General features: G+C 67.4%; 14 protein-coding genes. 2 read left to right on the top strand and 12 right to left on the bottom strand.

Annotation, left to right across the window (positions count from 1 at the left end; genetic code table 11):
- Positions 1–52 precede the first annotated feature (52 nt).
- Together H284_RS0110535 and H284_RS0110530 are read right to left on the bottom strand one after the other, a co-directional pair.
- The gene (locus tag H284_RS0110535) at positions 53–481 is read right to left on the bottom strand and encodes a helix-turn-helix domain-containing protein (protein ID WP_020076198.1); all 429 of its coding nucleotides are present in this window, start codon (positions 479–481) and stop codon (positions 53–55) included.
- Positions 482–566: 85 nt separating this feature from the next.
- Positions 567–1,118, bottom strand: a complete 552-nt coding sequence (locus H284_RS0110530) for a TetR/AcrR family transcriptional regulator (RefSeq protein ID WP_020076197.1) — start codon at positions 1,116–1,118, stop codon at positions 567–569.
- A gap of 79 nt (positions 1,119–1,197) precedes the next feature.
- Here H284_RS0110530 and H284_RS0110525 point away from each other — a divergent pair, with 79 nt between their 5' ends.
- Positions 1,198–2,187, top strand: coding sequence for an NADP-dependent oxidoreductase (locus H284_RS0110525; protein ID WP_020076196.1), 990 nt, complete (start codon positions 1,198–1,200; stop codon positions 2,185–2,187).
- Here H284_RS0110525 and H284_RS20120 read toward each other — a convergent pair.
- Positions 2,162–2,725, bottom strand: a complete 564-nt coding sequence (locus H284_RS20120) for a GNAT family N-acetyltransferase (RefSeq protein WP_020076195.1) — start codon at positions 2,723–2,725, stop codon at positions 2,162–2,164. The genes H284_RS0110525 and H284_RS20120 overlap by 26 nt on opposite strands.
- A 222-nt stretch (positions 2,726–2,947) precedes the next feature.
- Here H284_RS20120 and H284_RS0110515 point away from each other — a divergent pair, with 222 nt between their 5' ends.
- On the top strand, positions 2,948–3,919 hold the full coding sequence (locus H284_RS0110515; RefSeq protein ID WP_039731246.1) for an aldo/keto reductase: 972 nt from the start codon (positions 2,948–2,950) through the stop codon (positions 3,917–3,919).
- A 148-nt stretch (positions 3,920–4,067) separates the two neighbouring features.
- On the opposite strand, the gene dnaB is transcribed toward H284_RS0110515, so the two are convergent.
- The 9 genes from dnaB to H284_RS0110470 all read right to left on the bottom strand — a co-directional run bounded on the left by dnaB (position 4,068) and on the right by H284_RS0110470 (position 12,325).
- Positions 4,068–5,441 carry a replicative DNA helicase gene (gene dnaB / locus H284_RS0110510; RefSeq protein WP_018189010.1) on the bottom strand — a complete coding sequence of 458 codons (1,374 nt, stop codon included), beginning with the start codon at positions 5,439–5,441 and terminating at the stop codon, positions 4,068–4,070.
- A gap of 461 nt (positions 5,442–5,902) precedes the next feature.
- The gene (gene rplI / locus H284_RS0110505) at positions 5,903–6,355 is read right to left on the bottom strand and encodes a 50S ribosomal protein L9 (protein ID WP_018189011.1); all 453 of its coding nucleotides are present in this window, start codon (positions 6,353–6,355) and stop codon (positions 5,903–5,905) included.
- A gap of 11 nt (positions 6,356–6,366) precedes the next feature.
- The gene (rpsR, locus tag H284_RS0110500; protein ID WP_018189012.1) at positions 6,367–6,630 is read right to left on the bottom strand and encodes a 30S ribosomal protein S18; all 264 of its coding nucleotides are present in this window, start codon (positions 6,628–6,630) and stop codon (positions 6,367–6,369) included.
- Between the two features lie 81 nt (positions 6,631–6,711).
- Positions 6,712–7,224, bottom strand: coding sequence for a single-stranded DNA-binding protein (locus tag H284_RS0110495; RefSeq protein WP_018189013.1), 513 nt, complete (start codon positions 7,222–7,224; stop codon positions 6,712–6,714).
- Between the two features lie 4 nt (positions 7,225–7,228).
- On the bottom strand, positions 7,229–7,600 hold the full coding sequence (gene rpsF / locus H284_RS0110490; RefSeq protein WP_018189014.1) for a 30S ribosomal protein S6: 372 nt from the start codon (positions 7,598–7,600) through the stop codon (positions 7,229–7,231).
- A gap of 242 nt (positions 7,601–7,842) precedes the next feature.
- A complete protein-coding gene (locus H284_RS0110485; RefSeq protein WP_020076192.1) occupies positions 7,843–9,180 on the bottom strand; it encodes an ABC transporter substrate-binding protein in 1,338 nt (445 codons plus the stop codon).
- A gap of 13 nt (positions 9,181–9,193) precedes the next feature.
- Positions 9,194–10,027: a carbohydrate ABC transporter permease gene (locus H284_RS0110480; RefSeq protein ID WP_020076191.1), complete on the bottom strand. Its 834-nt coding sequence runs from the start codon at positions 10,025–10,027 to the stop codon at positions 9,194–9,196.
- Positions 10,014–10,916 carry a carbohydrate ABC transporter permease gene (locus H284_RS0110475; RefSeq protein ID WP_020076190.1) on the bottom strand — a complete coding sequence of 301 codons (903 nt, stop codon included), beginning with the start codon at positions 10,914–10,916 and terminating at the stop codon, positions 10,014–10,016. The genes H284_RS0110480 and H284_RS0110475 overlap by 14 nt, the downstream gene beginning before the upstream one ends.
- A complete protein-coding gene (locus H284_RS0110470; RefSeq protein WP_020076189.1) occupies positions 10,901–12,325 on the bottom strand; it encodes a CCA tRNA nucleotidyltransferase in 1,425 nt (474 codons plus the stop codon). The genes H284_RS0110475 and H284_RS0110470 overlap by 16 nt, the downstream gene beginning before the upstream one ends.
- Positions 12,326–12,364: the final 39 nt, after the last annotated feature.

The raw sequence follows: 12,364 nt of genomic DNA, 5'->3' as shown, positions 1-12,364 counted from the left end.
TATGAGTCCCCATTGTCAGTCCCGATCCTAGAAAGCGGCGAGGGTCGAGGACTTATCCGAACGTGCTCTCTTGCTCGAGTCGACGCGGCCCGGGGACGGGTCGCATGACGGTGAGCTGGACACAGTGCGGCGTCACCGCGGGCCCGTGCCGCTTCCGGTAGGCGCCGGGGGTCACCCCGACGATCGCCCGGAAGGTTCTGCTGAACGTCCCCGGACTGCTGAATCCGACGTCGAGGCAGATCTCGCTCACGGGACGTCCGGTCTCACGCAGCAGGAACATCGCCCGCTCGACCCTCCGTCGTTGCAGGTACTGGTGAGGCGACTCGCCGAACACGGCACGGAAGGAGCGGCTGAAATGCGCAGGCGAGATGTGGGCGACGGCCGCGACGGCGCGCACATCGAGCGGCTCGGCGTACGACCTGTCCATGGCGTCGCGGGCCCGCAGCAGGCGCCGGTTGCGCTCCTCGACTTCGCGGCTCACGTCCCCAGGTTAGGAGCTCGGACGCGTCAGGTGGCAGAGGTGGCGCCAGGCCGTCCGCGTCCAGCTACAACCTCATGGTTCGGTGTCAGAGCCGCCGGACCTCGTCGACGGCGTCCCGGACCAGCGTCGGGAGGTCGAGCGACGGGTCTGCGTACCACTGTGCGCCCGCGCGCTGGAATGCTGCGGCACCGACCTGGGCAGCGAGTCGGGCAGTCGGCTCGGTGATGCCCCGCGACATCAGGGCGTCAACGACGGCGTCGGCGAGGGCAGCGGTTTTAGCGTGCGCTCGCTCTTGAAGGGCCGGAGTGGCGTCGATGAGTTCTGCGCGCCGGATCGCGATCGGGCGCCCGGCGACGAACAGGGGCACGGCGGCGAGGTAGGCGCCGACCACGAGATCGAGGGGCGACGTCTCGGGCGCCGCGCCCGCGATGGCGCCGACCATCGTGTCGCGCAACTCGGAGTCACCGCCGAAGAGTACCTCCCGCTTGTCGGCGAAGTGCCGGAAGAACGTGCGCTCGGTTACGCCGGCGCGGGCGGCGATCTGCGCGGTGGTGGTCGAGTCGTAGCCCTGCTCGCCGTAGAGCTCGAGCGCAGCCTCCCGCAGGCGACGGCGTGCATCCGCGCCGCTTCTCGGCATGCGATCTCCTTCGTAGTGACAGTCACTGACTTAACGTGGTAGCGTCAGCGACTGTCACAACGATACCGAGGAGGAGCGCATGACCGCCATCCCGTCCCGCACCGTCCGTTTCCACGAATACGGCGAACCGTCCGATGTGCTCCGTGAGGAGCGGATCGAGATCCCCGAACCCGTCGCCGGCCAGGTCCGTGTCCGAGTCGCCGCGGTCGGCCTCAATCCCGCCGACTGGGAGGTGTGCCGCGGCTTCCAGGCCGGTGAACTGCCGCGCGGGATCGGCTTCGACGTCGCCGGAACCGTCGACGCCGTCGGAACTGGGGTGGATGGCGTCGCCGTCGGCGATCGGGTTTTCGGCACGGCGGACGTCACAGGACAGGCCAGCGGCGGCCTTGCCGATGTGGCGATCCTCCGCGAGTGGTTCCCGCTGCCCGACGGTCTCGACGAAGCGCACGCCGCCACCCTCCCGATGGTCGTCAAGACCGCGGTGTGGACGCTCGACGCCATGGGGGTGGAGCGCGGCTCCACGCTTCTCGTCCACGGCGCCGGCGGCATGGTCGGCTTCGCGGCGGTGCAGGTGGCCCTGCGGCGCGGTGTTCGCGTCATCGCGACAGCTGGACCGAGCCTCGCGGATCAGTTGGAGGAGTTCGGCGCCCTTGTCACTCCTTATGGAGAGGGAATGCCCGATCGGGTGCGCGCCCTAGCCGGTGGCGACGTGGACCTGGTGCTCGACACCCCGCGTCCCAGCCCGGGAACACTGGCCGAACTCATCGCGCTCGCAGGCGGCGTGCCGTCCCGTGTCGTGACCATCAGCAACCACGACGAGGCGCGACAGCTCGGCGCCCGGGTCAACCTCGACCTGCTCCTCGCCTCCGGCGCGTTTCCGGACGCCGGCGTCGTCGCGGAGTACGCCGAACTCGCAGCCAGAGGCGAGTTCCGGCTCCCCATCGCCGGCACCTTCCCATTCAGCGACTGGCGCGAGGCCATGGAGGCGAGCGTTTCGGGCGCGCCCCACGGCAAGCTCGTCGTGCTGCCGCCCCAGGAGGCCGTCAGTCGGAGATCGCGCGCCTCATGACCGGGCGACTCGGGAACGTGCGGCCCAACTCGGTGAAGCCGGCCCGTTCGAACATCCGCATGGTGCCGGTGAACACCGCCGAGGGAGCGGTCGCCCCCGAGAGCAGGCCGGTGTCCACCGGATGACCGTCGAGAACGCTCGCTCCGTGCCGCCCGGCCCAGTCGATCGCCTCTCCGAGCAGCTGGACGCCGATTCCGTGTCCGCGATGATCCCGCCGGACGACGAAGCACGCCACCCACCAGGCGGCGGGGTCGTCGTCGAGGATGCGGGCGAGCGCACGGTTGCGTGTGACTCCGGGAAGCGTCGATCGCGGCGCGACGCGCGTCCATCCCACCGCCTCCTCGCCGTCGTAGGCCATGAGCCCAACGGGGACGTCGGAGTGAGCGATCTCCTCGTGGAGGGCCGTCCGATTGTCGGGACCGTCGGCGTCACGGAAGCGCTGGCACCAACACGAGTCGGCTCTGCGCCCCTGCGGGCCGAACACCTGTGCGATGTCCGCCCACCTCTCCGCGGTCGCCGGCTCCACCCGGACGGTCATGCCAACTCCCGATGCCTCATAGCCCGGAACCTACACGTGTTGAGGACGGGATCAGCTTGTCATCTCGTCGGTCAGACCACGACTCCATCGGTAGATCGTCCAACACGCTCGCCAGTCTGATTGTCCGTACGGATCGATGCGTCGGCGAGCTAGTGTTCAGGCATGACCGCTCGGCCTAGCGAGGGTCGGGGCCCAGCACCACCCTCTGGAAGGACGCGTACCGTGAAGTACTCGAGTCTTGGGCCCACTGGTGTGCGTGTCTCACAGATCTGTCTCGGATCGGCCACCTTCGGCGTGGCGCCATCCGCGGAGAACGCCGCCGGAGTCGTCGGTGCGGCGCTCGATCTCGGCATCAACTTCTTCGACACGGCGAACGTCTACGGCTCCTCCCCTACCTTCGATCGCCCGGGGGTGCCCGCAGCTGCGGAGCGAGTATCCGCCGAGGAGATTCTGGGCGCCGCGCTGCAGGGCCGCCGCGAGGGCGTGGTGCTTGCCACGAAGTCCGGGGAACGGCGCTTCGACCGAGATGCCGGCCTCTCCAGGCGGTACATCATTCAACAGGTCGAGCGCAGCCTGAAACGCCTTCGCACCGAGTACATCGATCTCTACTATGCACACTTCCCGGACCCGAACACCCCGCTCGAACAGACACTCGCGGTTTACGACGACCTGATCCATCAAGGCAAGCTGCGCTACATCGCCCTGTCCAACCATCCGGCATGGCAGCTGGTGGAGGCGCTGTGGATCGTCGACGATCGCCGGCTCGTCTCTGCACCGGTGGCCTCGCAGGTGAAGTACAGCCTGCTCGATCGCAGCGCCGAGACAGAGCTTTCCGCTGCCAGCGTCCACTTCGGCACGTCGATTGTCCCGTTCGCTCCCGTTCACGGGGGCCTGCTGGCGAATCTCTCGGTGCTCGATCGCGAGATCTCAGGCGACATGCGCTTCGGTGGCCCCGGCTTCTCGGAGGCGGAGATCAGGGTCGCCCGCGAAGTTGACCGTCTCGCCACCGAGTGGGGTTTGACCATGGCGCAGGTATCGCTAGCCTGGCTCCTCTCCAGACCCGCGGTCGCGTCGGTCATTGTCGGAGCCGAGACGGTTGAAGAGATCCAGGCAAACGCTTCGGCAGCCGACGTCGACCTTGCGCCCGAGCAGCTTGAAGCGGTGTCGGCCCTGACCGTCGACCTCGTGCGTTGACGACGGGCACCCCGTCATCACCGACGGATCGGTGCGGTTTCTCAACTGCGAAATAAATGCACGGGCCACCACCTGGATTGTCTCTGCCCCGAGACGGACGAACTTCATAGGGGAGCGACGAACTGCGACAACGGTCGACAACGTCGGGTCAGATCGGGGCCATGTCCGTGAAGCGCGAGTACATGCCCTGGAAGGCCACGGTGACGGTACGGGTGGGGCCGTTGCGGTGCTTAGCGACGATGAGGTCGGCCTCGCCCGCTCGGGGGTTGTCCTTCTCGTAAGCGGACTCGCGGTGAAGCAGGATGACGACGTCGGCGTCCTGCTCGATCGAGCCGGACTCGCGGAGGTCGCTCAGCGCGGGGAGCTTGTCCGCTCGCTGCTCGGGACCACGGTTCAGCTGTGACAGGGCGATGACCGGAACCTGCAGCTCTTTGGCGAGGAGCTTGAGCGCACGCGAGAACTCACTGACCTCCTGCTGGCGGCTCTCGACGCGCTTGCCGCTGGTCATGAGCTGCAGGTAGTCGATGATGACCATCTTGAGACCGACGCGCTGCTTGAGGCGGCGGCACTTGGCGCGGATCTCGACGAGGGTCATGTTGGGGCTGTCGTCGATGTACAGCGGTGCGTCGTTGATGCGGCCGCGGGTGGATGCGATGGTCGTCCAGTCGCGGTTGTCGACGGTTCCCTTGCGCATGTTCTGCAGCGGGACGGTCGCCTCCGCGGACAGGAGGCGCATCGCGATCTCGCTGCGCCCCATCTCGAGGGAGAAGAAGATGGTGGGCATGTCGTGCTTGATCGCCGCGGCGCGTGCGAAGTCGAGCGCGAGCGTCGACTTACCGAGTGCGGGTCGGGCGGCCACGATGACCATCTGGCCGGGATGGAGCCCGTTGGTCAGCTCGTCCAGCTCGGCGAAGCCGGTGGGGACACCGGTCATCGAGCCGTCCTTGTGCTTCGCCGCCTCGATCTCGTCGATCGCGACGGTGACGGCCTCGGTGAGCGGGACGTAGTCCTCGGTCTCCTGCGTTCCCGTCACCGAGTAGATCTCGGCCTGCGCGTTGTTGACCAGGTCGAGAACCTCGCCCTCGGCCTTGTAGCCCATCTGCGTGATGCGCGTGCCGGCCTCGACGAGCCGCCGGAGCAGCGCCTTCTCGCCGACGATGTTGGCGTAGTAGCCCGCGTTCGCCGCGGTCGGGACAAGGCTCGTCAGCGTGTGGAGGTACTCGGCGCCGCCGGCACGGGAGAGTTCGCCGATCTTGGTCAGCTCGTCGGTGACGGTGATGACGTCGGTCGGCTCGCCGTGCGAGTACAGCGACAGGATCGCGTCGTAGATGATCTCGTGCTTGGGGATGTAGAAGTCGGTGCCACGGATCACCTCGACGACGTCGGCGACGGCATCCTTGCTGAGCAGCATTCCACCGAGGGCACTCTGCTCGGCGAGGAGGTCGTGCGGCGGAGTGCGCTCCGGCGAGCGGGCGTCGCCCGGGTCACGACCGTCGGCGAGACCGATATGGGCGATCGACACGTTCACTCCTCTACTGGTCCGTTGCCTCGGGGCACGACGAAGCCGTCGTGGGGTCGTTCGACGCTTTCGCGCGGACGAGTTCCCTCGGGTCGATTGTCGGGACGACCTCCGACATCGCCGCTCCTCGCGGCTGCCGTCCGTCGACGTCGATCAACCCTACGAACCCCTGTCCGCGGTGACAACTCAGCCTGTGGATAAAACTGGGGAGAATGTGGGCGAAACGCCGTAGAGCGTGTGTAGAAGGTGTGTGGAACCCTGTGGAGAAAAAAGAACTTTTGGAGCGAATATATCTGCTGAACAGCAGTTTTACTTTCCCCAGGCTGTGTGTAAAAACTTCCTTGAACCCTGTGTTCAAGCTTGCTTCGGAACGATCACGCCCTGTGCACAGAACGGGGGAAAACAGCCTTAACGAAAGGTAGCGGCGGGCCTTCGCCCGCCGCTACACTTCTGCTTCGTCGCGCCTACTTGGCAGCGACCACCTGGAGGCTGATGACGGCCGAGAGGTCGTCGTGCAGACGCACGGTCGCCTCGTGGTCGCCGACGACCTTGATGGGGTTCGGAAGCTCGATCTTGCGCTTGTCCAGCTCGCCGATGCCGGCCGCCTTGACGGCGTCCGCGACATCACCGGTCTTGACCGAACCGAACAGACGGCCCTCGCGGCCCGCCTTGACGGTCAGCTTGACCTTGGTCGCCTCGAGCTTGGCCTTGAGGTCCTGAGCCTGCTCGACGGTGTGCAGCTCGCGAGCGGCGCGGGCCGCCTTGATCTGCTCGACCTGCTTCTCGCCACCACGCGACCACGCGATTGCGAAGCCCTGCGGGACGAGGTAGTTACGGGCGTAGCCGTTCTTGACGTCGACGACGTCACCGGCCGAGCCGAGGCCGGTGACCTCGTGCGTGAGAATAACCTTCGACATGTCGTTGCTCCTTAGCGGCCAGAGCCGGCGTAGGGGAGGAGCGCCATCTCGCGCGCGTTCTTGACCGCGCGGGCGATGAGTCGCTGCTCCTGGACGGAGACACCGGTGATGCGACGGGCGCGGATCTTTCCACGCTCCGAGATGAACTTACGCAGGGTGGCGACGTCCTTGTAATCGATGACGCCCACGCGAACGGACTTCGCGGGAGCGGCGTTCTTGCCGTCCTTGCCCTTGCGGATCGGCTTGCGGCGGTCGCCGCTCGACTTTCCAGCCATGGTTTCCTTTGCTTTCCGCCCGACCCGGCCTCCGGCCGGCGGGCTGATGATGTGTGCCCCTCTACGGAGGAGCGAGTCTCGTTAGAAGGGGGTCTCGTCGTTGTAGGAGCCCGGAGTGTTCCAGACATCCGCACCGGCGGAGGGATCCGCCGGAGCCGATGCGGCCCACGGCTCCTCGACAGCAGGCGAACCTCCGCCGAAGCCACCCGGGCCTCGTCCGCCTCCGGACGACTGCGTGCGGGTGATCTGAGCGGTGGCGTAGCGCAGCGACGGGCCGATCTCATCGATCTCGAGCTCGATGCTGGTGCGCTTCTCGCCTTCCTTCGTCTCGTAGGAGCGCTGCTTGAGGCGGCCCTGCGCGATGACGCGCGACCCCTTGGTCAGCGAACCGGCGACGTGCTCTGCGAACTCGCGCCAGACGCTGGCGCGGAGGAACAGAGCCTCACCGTCCTTCCACTCGTTCGCCTGACGGTCGAACGTGCGGGGGGTGGACGCGATGGTGAAGTTGGCGACAGCCAGCCCGTTCTGCGTGTAGCGCAGCTCGGGATCGGCGGTGAGGTTCCCCACCACGGTGATGACGGTCTCGCCGGCCATGGGACTAGGCGCCGGCCTTCTCGGAGGTGGCAGCCTTACGGGCGGCCTTCTCGTCGGCGCGCTTCTGAGCGGCGGCGACCTGAGCGATCGCCTCCTCGGCGCGGAGGACCTTGGTGCGCATGACGGCCTCGCTGAGCTTCAGCTGGCGGTCGAGCTCCTTGGTCGTGTCGCCCTCAGCGGTGAGCTGGACGACGGCGTAGATGCCCTCGGACTTCTTGTTGATCTCGTAAGCCAGGCGACGACGTCCCCAGATGTCGACGTTGTCGATCGTTCCACCGTCGTTCCGGACGACGTTGAGGAACTTGTCAAGGCTCGGAGCCACGGTGCGCTCATCGATCTCGGGATCGAGGATGACCATCAACTCGTACTGATGCATGACTAACCCACCTCCTCTGGTCTCAGCGGCTGCAGACGTTCTGCAGCAGGAGGGTGTCATAGACGTGCCCAAGGCAGGACTCTGCCCGGGCAACTTCCCTAGCGTAACGGATGCGGGTGCGGGGCGCCAGCCGGCGGTGATCTCGGTCATGCCTCCACCCTCGCCGGGCCTGCTCGTCCGCGAGCCCGGAAACCCGCATCTGTGGACAACCGAGCGATGGGGAGATCTGTGGACGGAATCCCTCAGTCGGCGCCGATCGCCGCGTTCGCCGCCGTCTGCGCCTTCTTCAGGGCGTCCGCCACCGGGATGCGCCCGAGGAACATCTCCTCGAACACGGGCCCGAACGCATCCTGCGCCTTCGCCCACCCGGCGCCCTGCGGTGCTTGCACGCTGCCGTTCTTCAGCACCTCGTAGAGCGGGGAGACGTCGACGTCCTTCCTCTTCCAATAGTCGAGGAACCCCTGCTGGGCCGCGACCACGGCGGGGGAGGCGGAGCCGTCCTCGCCGATCGCCGCCGAGCCCTCGGCACTTCCGAGCCACCGCAGCACTTTGTCGACCGCGTCCGGGTGCTTCGAATGCGCATTGCCGGCGGCGATCACGCCGTCGGTCACGCTGATCGCGCCGGCAGGGCCGGCCGGAAGCGGAGCCACGCCCCAGCGGAACGACGCGCCCTGTTCGACGTTCGCCAGGTTGTACGAGCCGGTCTGGAACAGCGCGAGGCGGCCCTGCGTGAACTGGTCGCGGCTGAAGTCGCCGTTGGTGTTCGTGTCCGCCGCCGATGGTGCGACGTGGTACTTGTCGATCAGGTCGACGACGTACTGGAACGCCTGCCTGCCCTGCGGGGTATCGAAGACGAAGCGGCCCCCCTTCTGCAGCGCGGCGCCGTTCGACCCGAGGTAGTTGATGTAGATCGCGTTCAAGTCGTTGGCCGCGTTGTAGCCGTACTGCACGATGTGCTGCGGGTCGAAGCCGGGGTCGGCCGCCGTGTGGCCCGCCGCATCCAGCGTCAGCTTCTGCAGCACGGGGAGGAGGGTGTCCGACGCGCGATCGGGTGACCAGTGGAGGCTGCCCAGCGACGCCGGGTCGACGCCCGCCTTCTTCAGCAGGTCGGCGTTGTAGAAGACTCCGATGCCCGGGTCCGCGAGCTGGGGAACACCCCACAGCGATCCGTCGAGCGTGTACTGCTTCACGACGTTGGGCTGCCAGCGCTTCGAGGCTGCGGATCCCAGGGTCTTGCCGACGTCGACCAGGTCGCCGCCCGTCGCGTAGTCCTCGAAGTTGCCGGCGTTCACCCAGAAGACGTCGTCGGCGTCGCCGGCGGCGACATCGGTGCGCAGCTTCGTGAAGTAGTCCGCCCACGGCACGAGCACCGTCTTCACGTCGATGTCGGAGTTCTTCTTCTCGAACTCGGCGAACGAGGTTCGATAGGCCTTCTGCACCTGCTCGTCCCACAGCCGCACCGTGACCGTCTGCTTCGCCGGCTGCGCAGATCCCGCGACAGCTGTCGTGATGCCGACCGCGGCGACCAGCACGACGAGACCCGCCACCGATGCCGCGATGACGGTCGAGCGCTTGGCCATGTCAGATCCTCCTCTACCGTAAGCCGGTGATCGTGATGGACCGCACGAAGCGCTTCTGGAAGATCAGGAAGAGCACGACGAGCGGCACGATCGCCAGCGTCGTCGCTGCCATGACAACTGTCCAGTTGCCGTTGTACTGGGATTGGAGGCTAGCAGTGGCGACGGTGGCCACCCGCCACGTGTTACCGCTTGTGATGACGAGCGGCCACAGGAAGTTGTTCCACTGGCTCACCACCGTGATCAGCACGAGCGTCGCGATGATCGGCCGGGAGAGCGGGACCACGATCTCCACGAGGATGTCCAGGGTGGATGCGCCGTCGAGCCGGGCGGCGTCGATGAGCTCCTGCGGGATCCCGCGGAAGTACTCGCGCAGAAGGAAGATCGCGTACGGGCTCCCGAAGGAGAAGGGGAGCACGAGGCCCCAGAACGTATCGCGCAGTCCCAGCTGGGCCATCATCAGGTACAGCGGGATGACGAGCACGATCGCCGGCACCATGAGCGTCGCGAGGTATACCCAGAACAGCGCATCCCGTCCGGGGAAGTCGACGCGGGCGAACGCGTAGGCGGCCATGATCGAGAAGACCAGCTGGAACACCAGGATGAACAGGCTGACGAGCGCCGTGACGAGGAGCGCCCGGCCGAAACCGGCCGGGCCGGTGAACAGCGAGACGAGGTTGTCGAGCGTCCATGGATCGGGCGGCGTCAACGCGGGCGTGCGGGCGAACTGGGCCGGCGTCTTGAAGGCCGTCATCGCGCTGAGCAGGAAGGGCGCGAGCGTCACCGCCGCGCCGACCAGCAGCAGGAGGTAGACGCCGACCGTCCGGAGGACCCGCCTACCCGAGGTCATAGGTCGTCCTCCTGCGGAAGTACAGCTGCTGCCCGACGGTGATCGCCACCAGCAGCACGAGCAGCACCACGGCCATGACGGATGCCCGCCCGAGGTCGAACGACTGGAAGGCCTCCGTGTAGATGCGGTTCGCGACCACATCCGTCCGGTGCTCCGGCCCGCCGCCGGTGAGCGCATAGATCTGGTCGAAGAGCTGGAAGGTGGCGATCACGCTCGTGACCAGCACGAAGAACATCGTCGGCCGGAGCAGGGGCAGCTTGATCCGCCAGAACAGGGCGACCGGACCGGCGCCGTCGATGCGTGCGGCCTCCACGATGTGGTTCGGGATGTTCAACAGCCCGGCGAGGAAGAAGAGAGTGACGTAGCCGACGTTCGTCCAGATGACCACAGCGGCCGCGGCGGGCAGCGCGAGCACGGGGTCCGTCAGCCACTCGACGCGCACACCAAGCAGCGCGTTGAGCGCACCGCCCGTCGGGGCGAAGATCCACTTCCACACGACCCCCAGCGCCAGGGGCGCGCAGATCCAGGGGAGGGCGTAGATCGTGCGCAGCACGGCCGAGCCGGGGAGTCCACGCGTCAGCAGCGATGCGCCGAACAGCCCGAGCGCGGTCTGGACCGGGATGACGATCACCACGAACACCGCCGTCACCAATAAGGCATTGCCGAAGACGGGATCGGTCAGAACCGAGGCGTAGTTGGCCAGCCCGGCGAACCGCAGCGGGTGGATGAGATCCCAGCTCTGGAAGCTGAGCCACACCACCACGAGCACCGGCAGCACGAGGAAGCACGCGACGCCGAACAGGCTCGGCGCGAGCAGTGCATAGCCGGTGACGGCATCCCGTCGGCGCAGCGCGCGGGAGCGGGAACGCTGGGTCAGCGGTTCTCCCACCAGGTGAGGAGACGCCGCGTGGCCTCCTCCTCGCCGAGGGGCCCCTCGTCGAGGCGGAGTTCGAGGAGGAACCTCATCGCCTGACCCACCTCCCTGCCGGGGCGGATGCCGAGGATGCTCATCACCTGCTCTCCGTTCAGATCCGGGCGCACCGCATCCATCTCCTCCTGCTCGCGGAGTTCGCGGATGCGCGTTTCGAGGTCATCGTAGGCGAAGCCCAGACGGTCGGCCTTCCGCCGGTTACGGGTCGTGACGTCGGCCCGCGTGAGCATGTGCAGGCGTTCGAGCTCCGGGCCGGCGTCGCGGACGTAGCGGCGCACGGCCGAGTCGGTCCAGTGCGCGTCGGCGTAGCCGAAGAACCGCAGGTGCAACTCGATCAGCCGGGCGACGGAGTCGATGGTCGACTTGTCGAACCGCAGGGCGGTGAGCCGCTTCTTTGCGAGCTTCGCGCCGACGACGTCGTGGTGATAGAAGCTGACCGCCCCGCCGGGCTCGAAGCGGCGGGTCGCCGGCTTGCCGATGTCGTGGAGGATCGCGGCCAGACGCAGCACCAGATCGGGTGCCTCGCCGGGATGCCGCTCCTTCTCGTATCCGATCGCCTGGTCAAGCACGGTGAGGCTGTGCTGGTAGACGTCCTTGTGGTGGTGGTGCTCGTCGGCCTCCAGCCGGAGCGCGGGGATCTCGGGGATCACCTCATCGGCCAGGCCGGTCTCCACGAGCAGTTCGAACCCCCGCCGCGGCTCGTCCGCCATCAGCAGCTTGCTCAGCTCGTCGCGGACGCGCTCGGCGCTGACGATCTCGATCCGCTCGGCCATGGACGACATGGCCTCCCGCGTGGCCTCGTCGACCGTGAAGCCCAGCTGTGCAGTGAAGCGCGCGGCCCGCATCATCCGCAGCGGGTCGTCGCCGAAGGAGATCTGGGGGCTGCTCGGTGTGGTGATCACCCCGGCGATGAGGTCCTCGACACCGCCCGAGGGGTCCACCAGGCGCACTTCCGGCAGCCGGAGGGCGAGCGCGTTGACCGTGAAGTCGCGGCGCAGCAGGTCACCCTCGAGGGTGTCGCCGAACTCGACCTCCGGCTTGCGGGTGGTGCCGTCGTAGCTGTCGCTCCGGTAGGTGGTGATCTCGACGGTGTCATCGCCGAGGCGCGCGCCGATCGTGCCGTACTTGCGGCCGACATCCCAGATCGCATCGGCGATGGGCCCGACGACCCGGACGATGTCGTCGGGGCGGGCGTCCGTGGTGAAGTCGAGATCGTGCACCGGCCGGCCGATCAGGGCGTCGCGCACGGGGCCGCCGACGAGCGCGAGCTCGTGCCCCGCGGCCTGGAAGGCGTCGGCGAGACGGGCGACCGACGGCGTGCGTGCGAGGTCGCCGAGGCGTTCGAGGGATTCGGCGACGCTCTGCATGGTGCCCCAGTTTAACGGCCCTCCTCGCCGGCCTCTCAG

The sequence above is a fragment of the Cryocola sp. 340MFSha3.1 genome, assembly GCF_000383315.1.
GTDB lineage: Bacteria > Actinomycetota > Actinomycetes > Actinomycetales > Microbacteriaceae > Leifsonia.
Note: the sequence above shows the minus strand (reverse complement) of the source record. Positions and strands in the feature narration are given on the sequence as shown.